Here is a 23,061-nt window from a genome sequence, read left to right as displayed (position 1 = left end):
AAAGGGCACCGGCGGGAGCCTTTCGTGGTAGCTCCCGCCGGTGGCTCATCCTAGGTCACGGGTGGCCGAAGGCGACCACCGAAAGGAAGTACGCGTACGCGATGCTGCGACATGTCCCCTTGAAGAAGTAGTGGGAGCAGACGCCCCAGTACAGGACGTAGTAGAAGATGTAATCCACCTGGTACTTGCTATGGACGTACCCCATGTTGCGCAGGGCGTACCCGTAGTCGTGCATCATGCACGCCTGGCGGAAGTCGTAGCCGAGCGGCTTGTCGGGGGACTTGGTGCAGTAGTCGTAGTACACGCCGCGCACCCACCAGCCGGCCGGCGTCTTCTTCCACTGCACGTAACGCCAGCTCCCGTGGTAGTAGGCGTAGCTGACGCCGCAGTGGTTGAAGGCGAAGTGCCAGAAGTTGGTGCACCAGTACCACTTCTTGCCGTCCAGGTCGGCGTTGGAGGTCGGCGACTGGTTGGCGTAGTCGTAGGCGTTGGCGCTGCCGCCCTCCACCGGGTCGGTCTGCAGGAACCGTCCCAGCTTGGGCTGGTAGAGCCGGACGCCCATGAGGATCGTGCCGTCGGGGGTGTCGGCGGCCCGCTCGGCCGCGCCGTGCCAGCCGTACCGCATCGCCGGCTGGCCGGCGCGCGGGTTGCCGAACTCGTCGAAGTCCAGCGCCAGCGGCACTCCGCCGGCGTAGACCACGTTGATGTCGTCGTGCAGGTTCGTCAGTTGCAGCCGCACGTCCCCGGTCGCCGAGGTGACCGCGGCCAGGCCGCCGGAGATGGAGTGCACGTTCCTGGTGACGGCGCCGCCCTCCACGACCCAGGCGGGCGTGTCGTCGTCGGCGTCGAAGTGCTCGACCCGCTTGCCGGCCGGGCTCCACGTGCCGCCGGACAGCTGCTCCAGCGTGGTGGTGTTGCGGCGCAGCTCCGGGTCCAGCGTGTACGACTGCCGCACCGAGCCGGACGTCATCTGCCTGACCAGGTCGGTGGTGTAGTACTCCGCCTTCAGCCCGGCCGGCGTGGCCGTCGTGCGGCCGTAGGCGTCGTACTCGTAGCCGGCGTCGGCCAGCCGGTCGCCGCCGTCGTAGGCGTGGTTCTCGGTGACCGCCCCCGAGCCGTCGCAGGCGCTCGTGGTCAGCCCGGTCCTGTTGGAGTTGGCGTCGTAGCCGTAGGCCCGGCGCGAGCAGGTGCCGCTGACGGTGTCGTCCACCGAGGCGATCCTGCCCAGCTTGTCGTAGCCGATCTTCTGCGCGGACAGCCCGTTGTGCGTGACCTGCTGGCCGTGGATCGACCAGGTCACCGAGTCGTCCAGCAGCCGCACCCCGGCCGCGGTCTGGTAGACGCGGGCGGAGGGCGCGCCCGACGGGTCGCGGGTGAGGTCGTAGGAGATGCCTCCCGGCAGGTTCTCGTGGCTGATCGAGCCGTCGACGGTGTACGTGGCGGTGAACGTCCCGGCCACCGAGTCGGTCATGGTGGCCAGCGCGCCGCGCACGTCGTCGTAGGCGTAGGTGACCGTCGAGGGGGCGCCGTCGGTCTTCTTGGTGATGCGGTCGAGGGCGTCGTACTCGACCCTGGTCACGCCGCCGTCGGCGTCGGTGTAGGCCGTCTGGCGGCCCAGCGCGTCGTACTCGCGGGTGATCACGGTCCCGTTGGAGGCCGTGGTCCTGACGGCCCGTCCGGCCGCGTCGTAGGTGGTGCTCACCTCAGGCACCGCCGTGCCGGCCCCGCCGCTCACGACGGTCTTGACGATGTCGCCCGCCGGGTTGTACGTGGTCGTCGTGGTCCTGGTCACCCCGTTGGCCGTCTCGGTCACCGACGACACGCGGCCGCCGGGCTCGTAGGCGTACACCTTGGTGACCAGCTCGGCCGGACGGGTGCCGTTGTCGCCGACGCCCGTCTTCGATTTCGTCCGGCACAGCTGCCCGGCCCACTCGGCCCTGCCGCCGCACGCGCCGGTGCCGTCGGCGGTGTAGTACTCGCTGGTCGTGGTGCCCGCGTCGTCGCCGGACGACTTCGGCATCGTGGTGGCGACCACCCGGCCGTCGGAGTCGTACACGGTCGTCTTGGTGATCGCCAGACCGCCGGGGTCCTCCACGGTCTTGACGCTCTTACCGGTGTTCCAGTCGTAGTACGTCCGGTTCGTCCGCACGTCGGCGTCGGAGGCCGCGCCGGGCACGTACGCGCCCACCGCGACCGTCGTGGCCAGGTTCGACACCTTGGCGTCGGCCGGCCGGCCCTCGTCGAAGGTGTTGACCGTGTGCTTCCTGGCCGCGGCCTGCGTGCCGTTCAGCGTGACCAGGTGCAGCGGGCCCAGCTCGGAGACCATCCGCTGCCCGTCGGAGCTGTAGGCGGACTCCTCGGCCAGCAGCCGCGCCCGGTCGGCGGTCGAGGCGTTGAGCAGCCCGAGCCGGGTCAGCTCGGTCCCGGCGTTCGGCGACTGCCCGAGGGCGAGCGCCCTGTTGCCCGCCGACAGCGACAGCACCGTGTTGCCCTGCGCGTCGTACTGGCTGGTCGAGACCGCGCCGCCGGGCTCCACCCGGTTGACCGTCTGGCCGGAGGCGTTCAGGTAGGTGATCGTGGCGCGGCCGTAGTCGGAGGCGGCCAGCCCGCCCCGCCCGGTGTGGTTGGCCGGCACCTGGTCGGCCGGGAAGATCGCGGTCGCGTCCACCGGGGAGTCGCTCTGCCCCCAGGCGGCCGTGGCCGTCTCGCCCAGCCCGTACGGCGCCCCGGCCCCGCTGATCGGCACGTCGTAGACCACCGACGTGACCGCGGTGCCGTTCGTCTCGCTCGGCGTGCCGGGCCGCAGCGTGGGCCGGGAGACGGCCAGCAGCATGCCGTCCGCGGCGGTGTCGGCGTTGCCCGCCTTGCCGTAGGTGAACGTCCACGGCAGCTCGCCCGGCGGGGTGTAGCGGTTCACCCGGCCGCCGAGGTCGTAGTCGTAGCGCGTCCTGATCTCGGGGGTGGCCGGGTTCCACTGCTCGCGCAGGCGGCCCAGGTCGTCGTAGCGGTACTCCGACAGGCCCATCGGCGCGCTCGCGCCGCCCTCCCACAGGCTGATCGCCTTGACCTGCCCGGCCACGTCGCCGAGCTGCGCGCCCGCGGTCGTGGTCGCGGCGTAGTCCAGCTTGATCAGCCGGCAGCCCTGGGGCAGGCTCGCCAGCGTGTCCACGTCGCAGTCGGCCTGCGTGTACGACGGCGCGATGATCTTGACCGGCCGGGCCAGCGCCTTGCCGTCGGAGCCGGTCACCGACTGCCACACGAACGCCGTGCTGCCCTTGCCGCTGGCCGGGTAGACCGCCCGCACCAGATAGATCGGCGCCGCGGCGTCCACCTTGGCGAACACCGTGCGCTCGGCCGAGTTCGTGTCCGACAGGGTGTAGCGGTCGGCCGCGGCGTCGAAGGTCAGCTTCAGGCTCGCCGCGTCCTGCTGCGGCTCGTACGAGCCGTCGGCGTTCTTGGTGAAGGCCAGCGCCGAGCCCTCGCCGCTCAGCTCCACCGAGGTGGAGGAGGTGGCCCGGAGCTGGGCGAACGTGCCCTGGCCCGACTGGGCGAGCCCGGTCGGCGTCCACTCGGTGCCGAAGACGGCCGCCACGCCCGGCAGTGCCGAGCCCTTGCGCGGGTCACGCGAGGAGAACGAGCGCATCAGGCCGATGCCATACACATTGGCGTCGGTCGCGGCCATCCTGAAGTCGCCGGTGAGCGTGTTGACCGAGCCCGGACCGACCGGCTGGGTGGAGGCGCCCTCGCCGTCCCGGTCCACGACCAGGTCCACCGGCTGGGAGGCGGCCGTGCCCGAGGAGGTGGTGAACTCGGCCCTGATCTCGATCGAGCCGTCCTCGGTCAGCGTGTGCGTGGTGTCCCAGACCAGCTCGGGCGAGGCGCCCGCGCTCATCGCCACCGGCCAGGCGACCGCCGACCCGTCGGACTTCCTGCGCACGTCGGCCGCCGGCACCTGGTGCCAGGAGTCGGCCTCGCCGCGCCGGTAGGAGAAGGTGACCGCGCTCAGCCCCGCGCTGCCCGTCGCCGCCAGGACCGTCCGGCGGGCGGTGGACTGCCCGTCCTTGGGCGAGGTGACCGCCGAGCCGCCCGCGTTGAACGCGTACGTCGTCGCCTCCGACAGGTTGCCCGCCTTGTCCTTGACCCACGCCTTGAGGGTGTGCGGGCCGTCGGCGGGCGGCGTCCAGCTCACGGTGTGCGGGGAGCCGGTGCTCGCCGCCGACTGCTGGGTGCCGCCGTCGAAGGACCACGACACCGAGGACACGTCGGCCGAGGCCGGCGTGATGGTGAACTGGCCGGCCTGACCGGCGCCCTTGGCCCACGCGTCCTCGGGGTAGTCGCCGGAGGACACCTCGGGGGCGGGCGGCGGGGCGGCGTCCACCGTGAACGCGAACCAGGCCGACCAGGGGCCGTAGTCGGTGCCGTCATGGGAGCGCACCCGCCAGGCGTAGGACGTGCTCGCCAGGGCCGTGCCGACCTTCCAGGACGCGGTGGCGCCGTTCGCGACGTTCGCGGCCGAGCCGCCGGTCACCTTGGTCGCGTGGTCGGCCGTCCAGACCTCGAAGTCGGCCCGCTGCGCCTGCCCGTCGGCGTCGCTCACCTTGGCCGACAGCGTCGGCTGCGCCGCGCCCACCATGGCCGGGCTGGCGCACACCGAGCAGGGCGCGACGGCCAGGGCCGACGGCGTGCCCGGCAGCGAGTTGTAGGTGATGGCGATGTTCGGGTTGTTGGCGAAGCGCTTCCAGTAGTAGTTGTCGGTCTCGCTCCCGGCCTTGACCATGAAGGTGACCGACGTGCCGTTCGCGCTCACCACGCTCTGCACGGCGCTGGTGACGTCCCAGCCGACCCAGGCCGCCGGGCAGGTCGACGCGCCGCCCTGACCGGCCGACGACCAGCCGTAGGCGACGTTCTTGGCGCCGACGTTCAGGTTCGAGGCGGGCTGGTTGTTCCACGTGGTGCCCGAGCCGACGGCGGCGGTCCTGTGCAGCTCGACGTTCCGCGCCGAGCAGGACCAGGCCCACGTCTCCTTGATGTTGAAGGTGGCCGCCGTGATGTGCTTGCCGGCCAGGCCCGACAGGCCCATGTTGAAGAACGAGCGCCGCTTGTAGCCGCCGCCGTTGCTGGTGCCGGCCGTCGCGTCGTTCGTCGAGTTCCAGTACGCGCTGGTGGGATAGGCCGAGTCCACGTACGTCCAGCCGGACTTGGCCGAGGTGAAGCTCGGGTCGATCGTCACCGGGAAGACCATGGCGGGGTCGGCCAGCAGGGCGGCGTCGGGGGTGACGCGCAGCTCGCGGCCCGACAGCCGCACGCCCATCCTGGCCCGCCGGCCCGGCTGGGCGGCCAGCGCCGGGGTGGCCGGGTTGCGGGTCATGGCCGACTCGGTGGCGGCGTCCCACATCTCCGGGGCCGCCGAGCCGAACACCGGCTCGCCTTCGGCGTCGAGGATCGAGACGTTGCCGTGCTTGTCGGTCCTGGCCTCGCCCTTCTTCACCGACGTGGCGAACGTCAGCTCCTTCAGCGCCGGGTTCGCCGCCGCCTGCCGGGTCTTGACGACGAGCTTCTCGGCGAAGCCGTCCACGTCCGCGGTCAGCACCAGGTCCACGCCCGGCAGCACCTCGGGGTAGGTGGCGGTGGCGCCGTCCAGCACCGGCTTGGGCAGGGCGCCGAGCGGCGCGCCGAGGCTGAGCCGGGTGCCCCGCTCGGTGGCGGTCACCAGCGGGCCGTCGCCGCCGCCGGAGAAGCGGTAGGAGACCGCGGCGGCCTTCGGCGCCACCGTGCCGTCCTGGTCCAGGGCGAGCGTCGGGTCGGCGGGCACCCACGCCTCGCCCCGCCTGACCCGGACCGGGCGGTAGCGGTGCTCCTGGGTGACCGTGCCGGCCGGGTTGACGAAGAACTCGTCGGTCTCGGTGGTCAGCGAGACCGCCTTGATCCGCTTGCCGCAGACCGTGGCGGCCAGCCGGGCGGAGATCTCGGTGGGCATCTCGTCCGGGCAGACCGCGGTCGCCGCGGCCTTGGCGGGCGCGGGCGGGGCGGCCCGCGCGGGGAGCGGCGCGAGGGCCGTGGACGTCAGCAACAGGACGAGGATCGGCGGTAAGGGAGTCAGCCGCCTGCGTTTCTTCAACACCGTCCAACCTCCGCGGGGGGTGTAAGGCTGTTCGGTGCTCAGCGTGATCAGCGGCTGTATAGGCGGCGTATAGATCCCGTAGACGGCCGAAAACCCGTTGCGGCGCGGCGCGGGCGGCTGTTGTACTTCCCGGCGGCACCAGTAACCGGCCGGAGGAGCGGCACGATGAGAGCAGCGTTCATGACCTTTCAGCACAGGAATCCCACCTATTCAGAGGGCATGACGCTTCTTGACATCTCCGCGTACCGAGACGTTTCCGCATGTAGATAGACCCGCCCGGCAGGCGCTGCGCCACCTGCTCCCCGGCCCGCGCGCCGCGCTCGCGCTGGCCGCCGCCACCGCCGCGGCCACGGCGCTGCCGCTGGCCGCGCCCCAGATCACCCGCCGCTTCGTCGACGACGCCGCAGGCGGCGCCGGGCTGCGCCACCTGATCCTGATCGCGCTCGGCTACCTCGCCCTGGCCGCCGCCGGTCAGGCCGCCCGCATGGCCGCCGCGTGGCTCGCCGGCCGCCTGGCCTGGGACGGCACCAACCACCTGCGCGAACACCTGGCCGGGCACGTGCTCGGCCTCGACCTGGCCTTCCACGCCCGCCACTCGCCCGGCGAGCTGATCGAACGCGTGGACGGCGACGTGGCGGCCGTGGCCGACTTCGTCGTCGCCTTCGTGCTCGACGTCGTGGCCGGGCTGCTGCTGCTGGCCGGCGTGCTCGCCGTCGTGTTCACCGTCGACTGGCGGCTGGGCGCGGCGCTGCTGGCGTACTGCCTGGCGGCCGGGCTCGGGATGGCCGTCGCGCAGCGGCTCGCCGTGCCGTCGGCGACCCGGTCGCGGGAGGCGAGCGCCGCGCTCTACGGCCACCTCGAAGAGCGGCTGGCCGGGGCCGAGGACCTGCGGGCCAACGGCGCGGGCCGGCACGCGCTCGGCCGCTTCCACCAGGTGGCCGGGGCCTGGTTCCGCGCCGAGTGGCACGGCTCCCGCATCGCGGGCGGCCTGCTCGCGGCCACGAACGTGGCGTTCGCGGCCGGGACCGCGCTGATGCTGGCCCTGGCCGCCTGGCTGCTGGACGCGGGCGCGCTCACGGTCGGGGCCGCCGTGCTGCTCTTCCAGTACACGATGATGATCCGCACGCCGTTCGAGCGGCTCATCGACCAGCTCAGGCAGTTCCAGGGGGCGCTGGCCGGGTTCGCCCGCATCGGCGCCCTGCTGGCCGAGCGGCCCGCGCTGCCCGCGCCCGCCGCGCCCCGGACGCTGCCCGCCTCCGGCGCGCTCGCCCTGCGGCTGGACGACGTGAGCTTCGCCTATCCCGACGACGGCGAGACCACGCTGTCGGGCATCACCCTCACCCTGGCCCCCGGCGAACGCCTGGGCCTGGTGGGACGCACCGGCAGCGGCAAGACCACCCTCGCCAAGCTGCTGCTGCGCCTGTACGACCCGACCGGCGGCACGGTCGCGCTCGGCGGTCTGGACCTGCGTGAGGCAGACCCGGAGTCGCTGCGCCGCCGGGTCGGCGTGGTCACCCAGGACGTCCGGCTGTTCGCCGGCAGCGTCCGCGACAACCTCACCTTGTTCGGCGCGCTCTCCGGTGACGACGACGACCGCCTGCGGGACGTGCTGGCCGGGGTGGGGCTGGGCGGCTGGCTGGCGGCCCTGCCCGGCGGGCTCGACGGCGAACCCGGCGGCCTGTCCGCCGGCGAGGCACAGCTGCTCGCCTTCGCGCGGGCGTTCCTGGCCGACCCCGGTCTGGTCATTCTCGACGAGGCGTCCAGCAGGCTCGACCCGGCCACCGAACGGCACGTCGAGGACGGCGTACGGCGGCTGCTGGACGGGCGGACCGGCGTGCTCATCGCCCACCGGCTCTCCTCCCTGGCCCACGTGGACAAGGTCGCCGTGCTGGACGGCGGCAAGCTCGTCGAGTACGGCCGCCGCGCCGACCTGGCCGCCGACCCGCACAGCAGGTTCGGCAGGCTCCTGGACGCCGCGGGGGTGAGCCGATGAGCCCGCGCCGGGCCCTGGGCGTGACGGGCCGCCTGATCGGCTTCGACCCGCGCCTGTACGTGCTGCAGATCCTGCTGTGGCTGCCGGTCCACGTGCTCCCGCTCGGCGGCGGGCTGGTGCTGCGGCAGCTCTTCGACCAGGTCAGCGGGCACAGCCCGGCGACGTTGCGCGAGTCGTTGTGGCTGTGCGCGGCGTTCGCGGGCGTCGAGTTGCTGCGCGGCGTCGTCCTGACGTTCGCCTGGGCCTACGGCTCCTACTGGTGGGACGCGGCGGCCACCCTGCTGCGCGCCAACGTGCTGGGCTCGGTGCTGACGGCGCGCGGCCCGGTCGCCGCCCGCCTGCCGAGCTCCCCGGGCGAGTCGCTGGCCCGGCTGCGCGACGACGTGGCCGAGCTGGTGGAGCTCGCCGACGAGTCGGTCCCCCTGGCCGGAGGCGTGCTGTTCGGCGGGGCGGCGCTGGCCGTCATGGTCTCGATCGACCCCGTCGTCACCGTGACGCTGGTCGTGCCGATGCTCGCGATCGGCCTGCTGAGCAGGCTCATGGGACGGGTGGTCGGGCGGCGGCACCAGCGGGCCAGGGAGCTGGGCGCGGGCGTGACGGCCTTCGTCGGCGAGCTGTTCGGCGGCGTGCTCGCGATCAAGACGGCCGGGGCCGAGCGGGCGGCGCTGGACCGGCTGCGTACGCTCAACGCCCGCCGCCGCGACGCCGCCGTACGCAGCCGCCTGGCCACCGACCTGATGGAGGCCGCCACGGGCACCACGGTCGAGCTGGGCGTCGGCATCGTGCTGTTGCTGGCCGCCGGGGCGATGCGGCGGGGCGAGTTCACCGTGGGCGACCTGGCGCTGTTCACCAGCTACGTCGGCTGGCTGACGGCGCTGCCGCGCACGATCGGCTCCGTCCTGTACCGCCTGCCCAGGGCGGAGGTCTCGGCCGAACGGCTGACGGCGCTGCTCGCCCCGCACCAGGACGCCGCCGACCTGACCCGCGACCGCACCCTCCACCTCCGCCACACCCCACCGCCCCCTCCTGCGCAGACGCCCCCGGTCGGCGAGGTGCTGGAGGTGCTGGAGGCACGGAGGCTGACCGTGCGGCACCCCGGCGGGCGCGGCGTGCACGGCGTGGACCTGACGCTGCCGCGCGGCACGTTCACCGTCGTCACCGGGGCCGTCGGCGCGGGCAAGACCACACTCGTACGCGCCCTGCTCGGCCTGCTGCCCCTCGACGCCGGGACGATCACCTGGAACGGCCGCCCGGTGCCCGACCCCGGCTCGTTCCTGGTGCCGGGACGGGCGGCGTACGCGAGCCAGATCCCGCGCCTGTTCTCGGAGACCCTGCGCGAGAACCTGCTCCTCGGCCTGCCCGCGGGCGGCGACGACCTGGGCCGTGCCCTGGAGCTGGCCGCCTTCGAGGAGGACCTGGCCGCCATGCCGGACGGCCTGGAGACCGTCGTCGGCCCCCGGGGCGTGCGCCTGTCCGGCGGCCAGGCACAGCGGGCCACCGCCGCCCGCGCCCTGGTCCGCGCCCCCGAGCTGCTCGTCGTGGACGACGTGTCGTCCGCCCTGGATGTCGGGACCGAGAACCTGCTGTGGGAGCGCGTCGCCCGGCACGGCCCCGCCACCCTGCTCGTGGTCTCCACCCGCCGGGCCGCGCTCGAACGCGCCGACCAGGTGGTCGTCCTCGACCGGGGCCGCGTCGCCGGTCACGGGACGCTGCCGGAGCTGCTGCGCACCAGCCCCGAGATGCGCAGACTATGGAACGGGGAAACGATCGAGGAACGAGGGACCACATGAGGATCGACCGCTTGGACCACCTGGTGCTGACCGTCGCCGACGTCGAGGCCGCGGTGCGCTTCTACACCACGGTGCTGGGGATGGAGGCGGTGACGTTCGGAGAAGGGCGGCGGGCGTTGGCGTTCGGGCAGAGCAAGATCAACCTGCACGAGGCCGGCCACGAGTTCGAGCCGAAGGCCGCCCGGCCCGCGCCGGGCAGCGCCGACCTGTGCCTGATCACCGCCGACCCCATCGAGACGGTCATGGACGAGCTGGCCGCCCACGGCGTCGGCATCGAGGAGGGGCCGGTGGAGCGCACGGGCGCGCTCGGTCCCATCCGGAGCGTCTACCTGCGCGACCCCGACGGGAACCTGGTCGAGCTCAGCAACTATCTCTGACCGGGCATCATGGATGGTGTGCAAGAAACTGCGACAGCACCCGTGACGGCGCCCGTGACGTCACCGGCGATCGCGTCGCTGACCGAGCTGGTCTCCGGCGGCGGCGTCGTGGTGCTCAGTGGCGCCGGGCTGTCCACCGAGTCGGGCATCCCCGACTACCGGGGGCCGACCGGGCGGTCCCGGCGCGCCGAGCCGATGACGTACCAGCGCTTCACCGGCAGCGCCGAGGCGCGCCGCCGCTACTGGGCGCGCAGTCACGTCGGCTGGCGGCAGATCGGCCGGGCCGCGCCCAACGCCGGCCATCGCGCGGTGGCCGAGCTGGAGCGGCGCGGCCTGCTGGCCGGCATCGTCACGCAGAACGTCGACGGCCTCCACCAGGCCGCCGGCGCCGGCCGGGTGATCGAGCTGCACGGCGGCCTCGACCGCGTCGTCTGCCTGTCGTGCCGGGAGCGCACCCCGCGCGCCGAGCTGGAGCGCCGGCTCAGCGCGGCCAACCCGCGCTGGGCCGCCGAGGGCCACGCCAACCCCGACGGCGACGCGGCCCTCACCGACGCGCAGGTCGCCGGGTTCCGGGTGGTCGACTGCGTCTCCTGCGGTGGCCTGCTCAAGCCAGACGTGATCTTCTTCGGCGAGAACGTGCCCAGGGATCGGGTGGCGGAGTGCTTCGCCCTCGTGGACGGGGCGCGTTCGCTGCTCGTGCTGGGGTCGTCGCTGGCGATCAGGTCGGGGCTGCGCTTCGTCACCAGGGCCGCCGAGCTGGGGCTGCCCGTCGCCATCGTCAACCAGGGCCCCACCGGCGCCGACGCCGACGCCACCCTCCTGCTCGACGCCCCGCTCGGCGCGACCCTGACCGAGCTGACCGCCCGGCTCTGACCCCACACCCGCACCCGGCGGACCGCAGGGCGGCACGGGGGCGGCACGGAGGTGGCGCGGGGGTGGTGCGGAACGGCGCAGGGGCGGTGCGGGGGCGGCACAATGGGGGGCATGCCTCCTCGTCCATGCCCCTGCGGTCTGCCCGCGTCCTACGCGGACTGCTGCGGGAGATACCACCGCGGTGAGGGGTCGGCCCCCACCGCGGAGTCGCTCATGCGGTCCAGGTTCAGCGCGTTCGCCGTAGGGGACGAGTCCTACCTCATGGCCACCTGGCACCCCGCCGACCGCCCGGCCCGCCTCGACCTCGACAGGAAGGTCGCCTGGGTGGAGCTGGAGGTGCTGGAGAGCACCGGCGGCAGCCCCGTCCACACCGAGGGCACCGTGCGCTTCCGCGCCCACTTCGTCAACCGGCGGGTGCCGGGCGTGCTCGACGAGCACAGCAGGTTCGTCCGGCTCGACGGGCGCTGGGTCTACGCCGGGGTCGTCGCGAGCGGCCGGTAGTCGCAGTCGTAGCCGAAGTACCGCGGCCCGGCCAGCTCCAGCCCGCCCGGCGACGTCCAGCGCGGGTCGCAGGGCACGGCGATGACCGTGACGCGCAGGCCGTAGCGCATGGCCTCGGTGGTGACCGGCTCGCCCGAGTCGGTGTCCAGCACGCAGATCAGGTCGGGCGTGGTGGCCACGATCTCGCCGTCCCGGCGGGCCAGCAGGTGCTCGTTCTGGAAGCTGAGCTCCAGCGTGCCGGTGCCCTCCAGGCGGGCCTGGCCGCGGGCGAAGCCGCCGGTCGTGCGGCGCTCCACGTCCACGACCTTGCCGGTGAACAGCTTCAGGCCGCCCAGCACGTCCAGGGCCGCCGCCACCGGGTCGGCGTGGCCCGCGCGGGCCAGCCGCACGGCCCGGCCCAGGTCCTCGGCCAGCGTCAGCGTGGCCGGCACGAGACCGTCGCGCAGCTGGTCGCCGCGCATGACGGTGTCGGCGCAGGAGACCTGGCAGCCCATCTGCACGCACGCCGCCCGCGCCAGGCGCTCGGCCCACACGTTGGAGACCGTCTCCAGCACCAGCGTGTTGCCCTTGTCGTCGGCCAGGGCCATCGGCGTGTTCGGCACGCCGATCAGCGTCGGCAGCACCATCTGCGCCTCGGGGAAGGCGCGGCCCATGGCGTCGCCGTCCACGATCGGCAGGCCCGCCTGCGCGGCGGCGGCGATCGGGATCATCGAGTTCACGCCGCCGACCTCGATCGGCACGATGTGCGTGGCCGGACGCCCGAGCACCGCCTCCAGGGCGCGCAGCGCGGTCAGCTCCTCGGTGCCCGCCGGCAGCTTCTCCAGCAGCACGGTCGGCGCGCCCATGCCCGAGACCGCCACGACGGTGGCGTCCGCGGGCACCTCGTCGATGGCCACCAGCGGCACGGGACCGTGCCTGCGGATGGCCTCGCGGGCCAGCAGCTTGCCCACGTACGGGTCGCCGCCGCCGCCGGTGCCGAGGATGCCGGCCCCGCGGGCCATGTCGTCCAGCCGGTCGATTCCGATCTCACGCATCGATCTTCTCCAGGTCCAGGTCGCCGACGGCCTTCACCCTGATCCGGGTGGCGTCGCCGGGCAGGTAGGCGAGCGGCAGCTCCTCCACGTCCACGATCCGCACGCTGCCCGCGCGGGCGCCGCCGCGCTCGGCACGGATGATCGCCTCGCTCTTGGCCTCCTCCAGGATGCGCTCGCGCGGGCCGGAGAAGACCCGGTCCACCTCGCCGCCGACCTGGGCGATGGCCGCGCCGACCGCGTTGGCCACCTCGAAGTGCGCCGGGCGGCGCACGTCGTCGAAGCCCGGCAGGTCCTGGATGAGCACGCTGCCGCCGCCGACCAGCACGACAGGCAGCGGCGCGGACGAGGTGCGCATGCGGTCCACCGCCTCCGAGACGCGTTCGGCGATGAGCTTGAGCGGGCGCTGCGGGTCCACGTGCGCGACCTTGGCGCGGTCGCCGATGTCGGCCAGCCCGGCGGCCACGGCCAGGTCGGTGGCGGTCAGCGTGCCGCCGCCGAACACCAGCGCCTCCTCGGTCAGCCGGTAGCCGACGCTGCGCGGGCCGGTGGTGCCGTCCTCGGCGACCAGCGAGCCGCCGCCGATGCCGATCGACAGCACGTCGGGGATGCGGAAGTTGGTGCGCACCTCGGCGACCAGCGCCTCCCCGGCGGCCTCGCGCGGGAAGCCGCCGACCAGGATGCCCACGTCGGAGGTGGTGCCGCCGATGTCCACCACCGCGCAGTCGGTCAGCCCCGACAGGTACGCGGCGCCGCGCATCGAGTTCGTCGGCCCCGACGCGAACGTGGCCACCGGGTAGCGGCGGGCCTGGTCCACGTCCATGAGCGTGCCGTCGTTCTGGGACAGGAACAGCGGCGCGTCGATCCCGGCCACCCGCAGCGCCTCGCCGAAGGCGGCCACGGTGCGGTCGGCCAGCGGGCGCAGGGCCGCGTTCACGATCGTGGCGTTCTCCCTGGCCAGCAGGCCGACCCGGCCGATCTCGCAGGACAGCGACAGGTGCACCTCCGGGCCCAGCTCGGCGGCCAGGATCTCCGCGGCCTGCCGCTCGTGGGCGTCGCTCACCGGGGAGAAGACCGAGGAGATCGCGACCGTGCGCAGGCCGCGCCGCCTGATGTCGGCGGCGACGCCGCGCAGCTCGTCCGGGTCGGGGGCGGAGATGGGGGCGCCGTCGTACTCGCAGCCGCCGTGGCACAGGTAGACCGCGCCCTCGGCCGCCTGGCGCAGGCGTTCGGGCCAGTCCACCATCGGCGGCAGCGCGGCGGTGGCGGGCAGGCCCAGCCGGACGGCCGCGACCGGCTCCAGCCGCGCGGCCTCCACCAGGGCGTTGACGAAGTGGGTGGTGCCGATCATCACCGCGGACACCCGGGTGGCGCCCAGGCCGGCCAGGGCCGCGGCGACGCCGCCCGTGACGTCCGCGGTGGTGGGGGACTTGACGGTGGCCAGCACCTGGCCGTCGTCGCCGATGAGGGCGGCGTCGGTGTTGGTGCCGCCCACGTCGATGCCGATACGCATCAGGGAGGACTCTCTCTTCTCAGACGGTGAGGCTCAGACGGTGAGCGCTCAGGCGGTGAGGCTCAGACGGTGAGCGCGGGCCGCTCGACGGGGACCTCGCGGGTGCCGCGGACCAGGCCGAGCCGGCCCGCGACGACGTAGCCCAGGCCCGCGAGGATCAGGGAGTTCAGGGCCGGGATGCCGATCCACTGGTAGTGGTCGCTGAGCCAGCCGACGAGCGCGGAGGCGCCCCAGATGACCAGCGTGGCGGGCACCCAGGTCGGCTCGGTCTCGGGCAGCGTGCCCGTGGCGCGCGAGGCGTCCAGCACCGGACGCCAGCGCCGCACCACGAAGTACTCGGCGACCATGATCCCGGCCACGGGCGGCGTGATGACGCCGAGGATCAGCAGGAAGTCGGTGAAGCGCTCCAGGATCCCGGCGGCGGCCAGCACGCTGCCCAGCACGCCGATGCCGACGGTGACGGCGACCCGGTTCAGTCGCACCCCGATCGTGGACTCCACGGCGTTGAGCAGGCCGAGCGCGGCGGAGTACAGGTTCCAGTTGTTGATCTTCACGGTGGCCGAGATGAGGACGATGACGCCGATCACGCCGGAGGACGCCGTGATGATCGCGATCACGTCCGAGGACTTGACCGCGTAGGCCAGGAGCACGCCGGCCAGACCGAGCACGTACTCGCCGAGGGAGATGCCGACGAGGGTCTGCTTGACGACGTCGCCGGTGTTGCGGTTGAACCTGGTCATGTCGGGCGTGGTGACCGCGCCGATGATGTAGGAGCCGGCCACGATGGTGGCGCCGGTCGCGATGCTGATCGGCTCGCCGAACGGCGGCGACGCCACCAGCGACCCCAGGTCATGTCGCGAAATTTCCACCCACATCGCCCAGCCGGCCAGGCCGAGGAACGCCGGCACGGTGATGAACGCCGTCATCCCCATCGCCTTGAACCCCCGGATGACCAGCAGCGTCACGCCGATGCCCGCGATCATGGCCCACACCCAGAGCGGCAGCCAGGACATGATCGAGTGCAGGCCCGAGGCGAAGACCGCGGTCTGCACGCCGAACCAGCCGAACAGGCTCAGGGCGATGATCACCCCGATGATCGTGGAGCCGTACCGGCCGAAGCCGGTCCAGCGGGCGAGCATGGAGGTGGACAGGCCCTCGCGCATCCCGGCGATGCCGACGAAGATGCACACCACCTCCAGGATCACCGAGCCGAGCGTGAACGCCCAGAACGCGCCCCAGAACGACAGCCCGGCGCCGAGCGTGGCGCCCAGCAGGAACTGCGTCAGGTCGGAGAGCTGGCCGAAGCGTTGCACGGCCACGTTGAACCAGGAGTAGCGGGCCGATTGCGGCACCCGCTCCAGGGGGTAGTCGGAGTCGGTCATGGCGGTCTTCCTTCGCGTCGGGGGGTCGTGGCGGGGGCTCACGAGCGGGCGGTCACAGCAGGTGGTCTCAGGGCGGGCGGGTGGTCACAGGAGCGAGGGCGGCCCGGCGGCGCGGGCGCGCAGCCGGACGAACGGGCCGGGCAGGTAGGCGAGCGGGATCTCCTCCACGCCGATGAGCCGCACCCGCCGCGGATCGGCCCCGGCGCGGACGGCCGCCGCCCTGGCCTCCTCGGCCACGGGTTCGAGCGCCGCGGACAGCGCCGAGCGGTCGGGCAGGCGGACGATCCGCTCGTACTGGCCGCCGACCGGGCTGACCGCCGCGCCGATGGCGCCCGCGGCCGGCCCGTGCGCGGGATGCAGCCCTTCGGGCACGGCCTGCTCCCCGCCGCCCACGACCACGAGCGGCAGCAGCCCGGCGCCCGGCTGCAGCCGGTCCACGGCCTCGGCCAGCTCCTGCGGGTCGACCGGCCGCGGCACCCTGATCAGCCCGGGGATGCGCAGCCCGACGGGCACGCCGCCGATGTCCGCGCCGCCCACGGCCTCCTCGGGGTAGCCGCCGGCCAGCACGCCGACGCGGACGCGGGCGGCGCCCACGTCGGCGACCACCGCGTCACCGAGTCCGGTCAGCGCGCCGGCGCCGCGCAGCACGCTCGCCGGGCCGCTGCCGAGGCTGAGCGCGGGATGGCGGGCCAGGTGCTCCAGGCTCATCAGCGTGCCGTCGCCGCGGGTCACGAACGCCGCCGCCCCCGGGCACAGGCCCGCCAGCGCGGCGGCCAGCCCGCCGGAGACCGCGCCCGCGAACCCCGACAGGGCGGCGTCCAGCACGGTCGCGTTCTCGCGTTCCAGCAGGCCGAGCGAGCCCAGGTCGGCCGACAGCGCGATCGGCACGCCGCCGCCCAGCTCCGACCGGACGATCTCGGCGGCCTCGCGCTCCTGCTCGCCGTCCAGGGGCGAGAACAGGCCCGCGACGGCGACGGCCTGCGCGATGCCCGCCACGCTCGCGGCGAAGCGGGCCACGGCGTCCCGGTCGAGTGGCGTGCGGTCCTCAAGGTCGAGGCCGCCGCCGCCGTCCACGACGGCGGTGCCCGCGTTCACCGCGGCGCGCAGGTCGGGCGGCCAGCCGGACAGCGGGCGCACCGCGGTCGCCGAGACGCCGGCGATGCGCAGCACGGCGACCCTGCGCAGCCCGGACCGCCTGGTCACGGCGGTGGCGGCGCCGCGCAGGCCGACGGCGACCTGGGTCGGCCCGCCGTCCAGGGGCAGGCGTCGCAGCGCGGCGCGCACGCTGGCCACCGGGTCGCCGGGGATCGACGCGATCTTGACGGTGGCGCGCACGGCGCCGTCGTCGGCGACGACGGCCGCGTCGGTGTTGGTCGGCCCGACGTCCACCCCGGCCCTCACGTCCCCGCCTCCCGTTCGGTGGGGGAGGGGCTCAAGGCCGTGCCCGCCGGGGTTTCCGGCGTCGCGGGAGACGGGGAGGCGGCCGGTGGGGGAGGGGCGGCCAGGCCGGTGAGACCGAACGCGGCGGGCCCCGCCAGCCGCAGCCCCTCGGGGGTGTGCCAGACCGGGTCGCAGGGCAGGCGCACCACGCTGACCCGCAGCCCGTACCGGACCTGCTCGGCCTGGACGACCTCGCCCGTGCGGGTGTCCAGCATCGCGATCACGTCGGGCACCACGGCCAGCGGGCGGCCGTCCTCGATGACGGCCAGGAACTCGCTGCCCGCCTGGATGCGGACCAGCCGCCCCTGGTCGGGCCCGAGCCCTTCGACGAGGATCGACCCGGCCGTCTCCGCGACCTTGCCGGTGACCAGCGGGTCGGGCAGCCGCGTCCCCAGGCGCACGGCCCGGGTGACCGAGCCGAGCGCGGTGGAGGCGGCCACCTGGCCGCCGCGCATGATGTACTCGCTGGTCGCGACCTGGCCGCCGAACGCCTCCAGCGACGCCCGTACCAGGCGTTCCAGCCAGCCGCCGGTCACCCGGTCGACGACGACGGTCCGGCCGCGCTCGTCGCACAGCACGGCGGGGGTGGGCGCGATGCCGCGCAGCTGCATCACCGTCTGGTCCATGCGGGGGAAGGCGCGGCTCATGCCGTCGGCGTCCACCAGCGGCAGCCCGACGCGGGCCGCCCAGGCCACCGCCAGGCAGCCGTTCGCGCCGCCGATCTCGCTGGCCAGCACCGCGCCGACGGGCGCGCCGTACAGCTCCTCGATCTTGTCGCGCAGGTAGACGGGCTCGTCGGTGCCGCCGACGCGCTCGGACATGACGGCCGAGGAGCCCGCGGTGCCCACGGGCATGACCAGCAGCTCGGGGTCCAGCTCGGCGGGCTGGACGACGCGCACCGGCCCGTGGTCCTCCAGCGCCTGCAGCGCCGCGGCGCGGGCGATGGTCACGGGGCCGCCGCCGCCCGAGCCGAGCACGGCGCAGCCGCGGGCGAAGGCGGGCAACAGCCCGGTGTCGAGGTCCATGCTGACGAGGTTACGAAGCCGCAGGTAAAGCCGGATGTTCCGGCAGCACCTTTTTGGCGGGCTTCGTGTGCCGATGGCACACTGATGGCATGTTCCTGCTGGAAGAGCTGCGCCCGCTGGCCGGGCCGGGCGCGCCGGCGGCGGCCTCGGGCGTGCGCCTGGTCGAGGACCTGGGCCTGATCGCGGGCCAGCCGCCGGGGTCGGTGCTGGTCCTGACGGGCGCGGCCTCGCGGCAGGCGGCCGGCTACCGGCTCGACGTCGCGCTGCGCGACGCCGCCGCGGCCGGCGCCGTGGCGCTCGTGCTCACCGCGGCGGTTGGGGAGAGCACGGAGGGCACGGGGAACGCGGTCGACCGGAGCGCCGCCGCGCTGGCCGAACGCGGCGGCGTCGCGCTGCTGGCGGGCGACGGCGACCTGGCGGAGCTGGCGGTGGCCATCGACCGGGCCATCGCGGGCGACGCCGCCGAGGCGCTGGTCCGTACGGCGCGCGCCGCCGAGGCCGTGGCCCGGGCGGGCGGCGTCCCCGAGCGCATCGCCGAGGCGGCCGGGGCCGCCCTGGGCCTTCCCGTCCAGGCCGACGGCGGCGCCTTCGCCGTCGGGGCGCACGACCCCGCCGGCACGCACTTCGAGCGGGCCGCCGGCATCGTCCTCAGGCTCGCCGCCCTGGCCGCCGCCGCGGGCCCGTCCGACGAGCTGCCCGGACGGTCCCGCGCCCAGCTCCTCACCGAGCTGCTGGTCGCCCCCGAGAAGCAGGCCCAGGAGCTGGCCCCCCGCGCCAGGGCCCTGGGCCTGCCGATCGACGACTGGCACGTCGTCCTGCGCCTGGAACCCCCGACGGACAGCGCGAGAGACACCGCCACGGACGACCCGGCGGCCGGCGGCCAGGAACGCTACGCCCTGCTGGAGACCGTCGCCTCGCGGGCCGTGCGCGCGGCCCGCGAGCTGGGCGGCGCCGCCTGGAACGCCGCGCTCGCCGGGGACGCGCTCATCGTGGTCCGCAGCCAGCGCCGCGACCAGGGCAGGGCGGGCCTGCGGGAGGCGGTGCGCGACGCCGCCCGTCTGCTGGACCGGGTCCGCCCGGCGGGCGCCGAGCTGCGTTGCGGGGTCAGCACCGCCCACCAGGGCCTGGTCGGCCTGCGCACCTCTGCCTCCGAGGCGCGTACGGCCCTGCGCCGCAGCTCCCTGCCGCTGGCCACCTACGACCTGGCCGGTCTCGACCGGATGCTGGAGGAATGGTACGCCTCCGACGCCGCCCAGCACGCCGTCAGGGAACTGCTGCAGCCGATCCTCGACCTCGGCGGCGAGCGGGCCGCTCACCTCCTGGCCATCCTGCGCGCCTACCTCGACCACAACGGCTCGCCCGCCCGCGCCGCCGAGGAGCTGCACCTGCACCGCAACGCCGTCAGCAGGAACGTGCGCCGCATCGAGACCCTGCTCCAGGCCGACCTGGACGACCCCCGGCAGCGCCTGGCCCTCCAGCTCGCCTGCCGCGCGGCCTCCTCCCGCTGAAGGACGGCGCCCCGGGACCCTGCTCCCAGCCCGCGTTCGCCCGCCAGGACGAGGAAACCCGGCGGCCCGGTCCCTAGATTCGGGGACATGATCGTGAGAGCGCGCCGCCCGCTCACCTGGTTCGCCGGCCTGGTGCTGGCGGTCGCCTGCGCGGGCCTCGGCTACGAGACCGCCGCCCGCCGCGGGGACGCCGCGCGCTACCCGCCGCCGGGCCGTCTGGTGGACGTCGGCGGCCACCGCCTCCACCTGCGCTGCACGGGCTCCGGCGGCCCGGTGGTCGTGCTGGAGGCGGGCCTGGTCGAGTCCGGCGCGAGCTGGGAGGTGGTCCAGCGGCGGCTGTCCACCGGGCTGCGCGTGTGCTCCTACGACCGGGCCGGTTACGCCTGGAGCGAGGACGGCCCAGAGCCGCGCACCGCGGGCCGGGCGGCGGCGGAACTGCGCGCGCTGCTCGCCGCCGCGGGCGAGCCCGGTCCGTACGTCCTGGCCGGGCACTCCTATGGCGGCGAGATCGTCCGCCTGTTCGCCGCCCGGTACCGGGAGCTCACGGCGGGCGCGGTGCTGATCGACGCCACCGACGAGGGGGCCGCGGCGGCCATGCGGGTGTCCAGGCCGCTGGTGGCCGCCCAGCTCACCGCCAACCAGGCGCTGGCCAGGATCGGCCTGCTCCGGCTGGCGGGGGATCTCCTGGTGCCCGGCGACGCCACCCCCGCGGGCCGCGCCGCCGCCCCCGTCGTCTACGGGCCGGGCAGCATGGCCGCCGCCAGGGCCGAGGCGTGGGCCTCGCTCGACAGCGCGCGGGAGGTCGCCGACGCGGCGGCGGCCGAGCGGGGCGGGCCGCCGGTCGTGGTCGTCATCCCCTCCGGCGGGCCGCCGGAGGCCCTGGACCAGGCCCGGCGGTTGGCGGCCCGGTCCAGGCGCGGCCGCGTGGTCGTGGCCGGAACCTCCGAGCACTACGTGCAGTACCGGCAGCCGGAGCTCGTCGTCGCCGCGATCCGGGAGATCGCCGCCTCCGCCGGACGGTGAAACTGGGTCTTGCCGGTTCGGTCAAGTCGGCTTTCAATGATCGGGACACCGGTGATCCTGGAGGAGCCGAATGCGTGGCTTGAGGGCGTCCGCAGTCATTCTGATGATCGTCGTCTCGACGTTCCTCGCCTCCGGGCCGTCGTCGCTGCCGGCGGTGGCCGGGCCGGCCGACCCCGAGCCCGCCTCGCTGGTCACGCTGTCCGTGCCCGACAAGGCCGCGATGGAACGGCTGGTCGCCTCCGGCGCCGACCTGACCGAGCGGGTCCGTCCGCAGGCCGACGGCAGCGTCCAGGTGGACGCCGTGCTCACGGCGAGCAAGCTCGCCGAGCTGAGGTCGTTCGGCGTGGGCCTGGCGTCCGGCACGCCGCCCGCGGCCCGGCAGGCTCCGGCCACCGCCGCGCAGGACCAGATCGTCATCGAACGGGCCGTCTGGTACAAGTCCCGCGACGGGTACTTCCTGTCGGTCGAGGCGAGCAGCAGCGCGGGCGAGCCGGCCGCGCTCACCGTCACCTGGACGGGCCGCCGCGGCGCCACCGGGCAGGTCGCGATGGTCCCGTTCGTGGACGCCGGGGTCTACATGGGCCACCAGTTCAGCACGCCGGCCCCGGTGACGGTCGAGCCGCAGCGCGTCACGGTCACCTCGGCGACGGGCGGCAAGGCCGAGGCCCGCGTACGGGAGTGGCCCGACGGCGAACGCCCCGACCACCGGGCGCCGGGCTACCAGAAGGACTTCGTCACCCAGTACATGCCGCCCGCCCAGCTCAACGAGCGGATCCAGGCGCTGCACCGGCGCTACCCGTCCCTCACCGACGTCATCCCGCTGCCGAACCTCACCAACGGCTACCGGCGCCGCGCCCAGGCCCTGATCGGCACGCCGCCCGGCGCCGCCGTCGTGGTCACCTCCGACGCCTACGGCTCCGAGGGCGGCAACGACCTGTCCGTCGAGCTGGCCGCCCCCGGCGCGCCGGACCGGCCGCTGCAGGTGAGCGTGAACGGCAAGCAGGTCACGGTGAGCCTGGCCACCGACGGCTCAGGGACGCCGGTCAGCACCGCCGCCCAGGTCGTCGCCGCGGTCAACGCCACGGCGGGCACCGGCGTGAAGGCCGCGACGTACCGCACCGACCCGGGCGCGGGCGTCATGGCCGCGGCCCCCGCCACCCGGCTCACCGACTCGCTCAAGGCGCCCGCCGACGTCTCCCGCAAGCCCATGCGGGTGCTGGCCCTGCGTGTCGGCGTCCACCGGGACGGCTCGCGCACCGGCGTGCTGGCCTACGCCCAGGAGCACGCCAGGGAATGGGTGGCGCCGCTGGTCACCGTCGAGGCGGCCGAGCGGCTGCTGCGCAACTACGCCCGCGACCCCGCCACCCGCAAGCTGCTGCAGCGCACCGACATCTTCATCGTCCCCACGGTCAACCCCGACGGCGCGAACTACAGCTTCTACGACTTCAACGGCCAGCGGAAGAACATGACCAACCACTGCCCGGCCGCGCAGTCCGACCCGGCGCAGCGCAACACCTGGGGCGTGGACGTCAACCGCAACTACGCCGTGGGCTCCCTGTCGGACGGCTACTTCGGCGCCTCGGCCAACTGCCAGAGCGGCACGTACGCCGGTCCGGCCGAGCATTCGGAGCCGGAGAGCCGCAACGTGATGTGGCTGGCGGACACGTACCGCAACATCCGGTTCGCCATGAACGTGCACAGCTACGGCGGGTACTTCATGTGGCCGCCCGGGGCGTACAAGCTCGACGGCCGCGTGGCGCTGCCCAGGCCGAGCGCCCAGGAGGAGGCGTACTTCATGCGTTCGGCCCGGACGATCGAGCAGGCCATCGCCGGCGAGCGCGGCACGGTGATCTGGCCGCAGCAGACCGGCCCCGTGACCGACGTGCTCTACTCGGCGGCCGGCAACTCCGCCGACGAGCTCTGGTACGACCACGGCATCTACGGCTGGGACTTCGAGGTCGGCGCCGACCTGTGGAACCCGGCGGCGCGGACGTGGGAGGGCGTGGGCTTCCAGCCGCCGTTCGAGGAGGGGCACGCCGAGGCGATGGAGTTCGCCGCCGGCCTGATCTCGCTCGTGGGGGTGGCGGCCGACTACCGCGAGCGGTGATCCGCCGTATGTCCAGGTCATGAGGGGAATGGGCGGGGCTTGCCTGTCGTTTGCATACGCATACCCCGGTGTGCTTTGACGGTGATTGAGGCTGTTTGCCGGGGGTTTACGGTTCAGAGGTAGATCATTGCCCGTTTTGGGGTGTTTGGTTTGCGTTTGTCCGTTTCTTGGGTTAACGTTGTACCCATCGGCGGGTGAGAGACCCCTTTCTTGACCAGGGTCCGCCCGCGTTGCGCTCCACGTAGCGACCGACGGCCATCGCGCCCGGCTACGACCTCTCTTGTTCACTGATGCACCTCCTGCGAGCGCACACCCCCCTCTCGTGATCCCACGTCACCAAGGAGACCACCTGATGACTGCTCGCCTGCGTTCTTTCG

General features: G+C 74.2%; 14 protein-coding genes. 8 read left to right on the top strand and 6 right to left on the bottom strand.

What is annotated here, in order from left to right; translation table 11 throughout:
• Nucleotides 1-55: 55 nt before the first annotated feature.
• Nucleotides 56-6,070 (bottom strand): phospholipase A2, encoded by a 6,015-nt coding sequence (locus ACWCSU_RS44560; RefSeq protein WP_449942504.1) that lies wholly within the window; start codon nucleotides 6,068-6,070, stop codon nucleotides 56-58.
• Nucleotides 6,071-6,350: 280 nt separating this feature from the next.
• Here ACWCSU_RS44560 and ACWCSU_RS44555 point away from each other — a divergent pair, with 280 nt between their 5' ends.
• From ACWCSU_RS44555 to ACWCSU_RS44535, 5 genes are all read left to right on the top strand, one after another.
• Nucleotides 6,351-8,114 (top strand): ABC transporter ATP-binding protein, encoded by a 1,764-nt coding sequence (locus ACWCSU_RS44555; RefSeq protein WP_449942503.1) that lies wholly within the window; start codon nucleotides 6,351-6,353, stop codon nucleotides 8,112-8,114.
• Complete coding sequence (locus ACWCSU_RS44550) at nucleotides 8,111-9,904, top strand: ATP-binding cassette domain-containing protein (protein WP_449942502.1); 1,794 nt, start codon at nucleotides 8,111-8,113, stop codon at nucleotides 9,902-9,904. The genes ACWCSU_RS44555 and ACWCSU_RS44550 overlap by 4 nt, the downstream gene beginning before the upstream one ends.
• Nucleotides 9,901-10,281: a VOC family protein gene (locus tag ACWCSU_RS44545; RefSeq protein WP_357705800.1), complete on the top strand. Its 381-nt coding sequence runs from the start codon at nucleotides 9,901-9,903 to the stop codon at nucleotides 10,279-10,281. Before ACWCSU_RS44550 ends, ACWCSU_RS44545 begins: the two co-directional genes overlap by 4 nt.
• Nucleotides 10,282-10,323: 42 nt before the next feature.
• Nucleotides 10,324-11,154 carry an NAD-dependent protein deacetylase gene (locus tag ACWCSU_RS44540; RefSeq protein WP_449942501.1) on the top strand — a complete coding sequence of 277 codons (831 nt, stop codon included), beginning with the start codon at nucleotides 10,324-10,326 and terminating at the stop codon, nucleotides 11,152-11,154.
• Nucleotides 11,155-11,367: 213 nt separating this feature from the next.
• On the top strand, nucleotides 11,368-11,655 hold the full coding sequence (locus ACWCSU_RS44535; protein WP_357705802.1) for a YchJ family protein: 288 nt from the start codon (nucleotides 11,368-11,370) through the stop codon (nucleotides 11,653-11,655).
• On the opposite strand, the gene ACWCSU_RS44530 is transcribed toward ACWCSU_RS44535, so the two are convergent.
• The 5 genes from ACWCSU_RS44530 to ACWCSU_RS44510 all read right to left on the bottom strand — a co-directional run bounded on the left by ACWCSU_RS44530 (nucleotide 11,625) and on the right by ACWCSU_RS44510 (nucleotide 18,046).
• Nucleotides 11,625-12,689 (bottom strand): DUF917 domain-containing protein, encoded by a 1,065-nt coding sequence (locus ACWCSU_RS44530; protein ID WP_352329660.1) that lies wholly within the window; start codon nucleotides 12,687-12,689, stop codon nucleotides 11,625-11,627. The genes ACWCSU_RS44535 and ACWCSU_RS44530 overlap by 31 nt on opposite strands.
• Complete coding sequence (locus ACWCSU_RS44525; protein WP_364098327.1) at nucleotides 12,682-14,199, bottom strand: hydantoinase/oxoprolinase family protein; 1,518 nt, start codon at nucleotides 14,197-14,199, stop codon at nucleotides 12,682-12,684. Before ACWCSU_RS44525 ends, ACWCSU_RS44530 begins: the two co-directional genes overlap by 8 nt.
• 62 nt (nucleotides 14,200-14,261) lie before the next feature.
• Nucleotides 14,262-15,581 (bottom strand): purine-cytosine permease family protein, encoded by a 1,320-nt coding sequence (locus ACWCSU_RS44520; RefSeq protein WP_357705804.1) that lies wholly within the window; start codon nucleotides 15,579-15,581, stop codon nucleotides 14,262-14,264.
• 84 nt (nucleotides 15,582-15,665) lie between these two features.
• Complete coding sequence (locus ACWCSU_RS44515) at nucleotides 15,666-16,982, bottom strand: hydantoinase/oxoprolinase N-terminal domain-containing protein (protein WP_357705805.1); 1,317 nt, start codon at nucleotides 16,980-16,982, stop codon at nucleotides 15,666-15,668.
• On the bottom strand, nucleotides 16,979-18,046 hold the full coding sequence (locus ACWCSU_RS44510; RefSeq protein ID WP_449942500.1) for a DUF917 domain-containing protein: 1,068 nt from the start codon (nucleotides 18,044-18,046) through the stop codon (nucleotides 16,979-16,981). The genes ACWCSU_RS44515 and ACWCSU_RS44510 overlap by 4 nt, the downstream gene beginning before the upstream one ends.
• A gap of 89 nt (nucleotides 18,047-18,135) precedes the next feature.
• Here ACWCSU_RS44510 and ACWCSU_RS44505 point away from each other — a divergent pair, with 89 nt between their 5' ends.
• From ACWCSU_RS44505 to ACWCSU_RS44495, 3 genes are all read left to right on the top strand, one after another.
• Entirely contained in the window at nucleotides 18,136-19,554 is a 1,419-nt protein-coding gene (locus ACWCSU_RS44505) for a PucR family transcriptional regulator (protein ID WP_449942499.1), read from the top strand.
• Nucleotides 19,555-19,641: 87 nt separating this feature from the next.
• The gene (locus ACWCSU_RS44500) at nucleotides 19,642-20,577 is read left to right on the top strand and encodes an alpha/beta fold hydrolase (protein ID WP_449942498.1); all 936 of its coding nucleotides are present in this window, start codon (nucleotides 19,642-19,644) and stop codon (nucleotides 20,575-20,577) included.
• A 103-nt stretch (nucleotides 20,578-20,680) separates the two neighbouring features.
• On the top strand, nucleotides 20,681-22,684 hold the full coding sequence (locus tag ACWCSU_RS44495; protein ID WP_397044650.1) for a M14 family zinc carboxypeptidase: 2,004 nt from the start codon (nucleotides 20,681-20,683) through the stop codon (nucleotides 22,682-22,684).
• The last annotated feature ends 377 nt before the right edge of the window (nucleotides 22,685-23,061 follow it).

The sequence above is a fragment of the Nonomuraea sp. NPDC001699 genome, from assembly GCF_053596455.1.
Note: the sequence above shows the minus strand (reverse complement) of the source record. Positions and strands in the feature narration are given on the sequence as shown.

Bases quoted from the DNA above. Each gene is read 5' to 3' on its own strand.
- ACWCSU_RS44550 (WP_449942502.1), top strand. From the start codon at position 8,111: ATGAGCCCGCGCCGGGCCCTGGGCGTGACGGGCCGCCTGATCGGCTTC.
- ACWCSU_RS44545 (WP_357705800.1), top strand. From the start codon at position 9,901: ATGAGGATCGACCGCTTGGACCACCTGGTGCTGACCGTCGCCGACGTC.
- ACWCSU_RS44535 (WP_357705802.1), top strand. From the start codon at position 11,368: ATGCGGTCCAGGTTCAGCGCGTTCGCCGTAGGGGACGAGTCCTACCTC.
- ACWCSU_RS44530 (WP_352329660.1), bottom strand. From the start codon at position 12,689: ATGCGTGAGATCGGAATCGACCGGCTGGACGACATGGCCCGCGGGGCC.
- ACWCSU_RS44525 (WP_364098327.1), bottom strand. From the start codon at position 14,199: ATGCGTATCGGCATCGACGTGGGCGGCACCAACACCGACGCCGCCCTC.
- ACWCSU_RS44520 (WP_357705804.1), bottom strand. From the start codon at position 15,581: ATGACCGACTCCGACTACCCCCTGGAGCGGGTGCCGCAATCGGCCCGC.
- ACWCSU_RS44510 (WP_449942500.1), bottom strand. From the start codon at position 18,046: ATGGACCTCGACACCGGGCTGTTGCCCGCCTTCGCCCGCGGCTGCGCC.
- ACWCSU_RS44505 (WP_449942499.1), top strand. From the start codon at position 18,136: ATGTTCCTGCTGGAAGAGCTGCGCCCGCTGGCCGGGCCGGGCGCGCCG.
- ACWCSU_RS44500 (WP_449942498.1), top strand. From the start codon at position 19,642: ATGATCGTGAGAGCGCGCCGCCCGCTCACCTGGTTCGCCGGCCTGGTG.
- ACWCSU_RS44495 (WP_397044650.1), top strand. From the start codon at position 20,681: ATGATCGTCGTCTCGACGTTCCTCGCCTCCGGGCCGTCGTCGCTGCCG.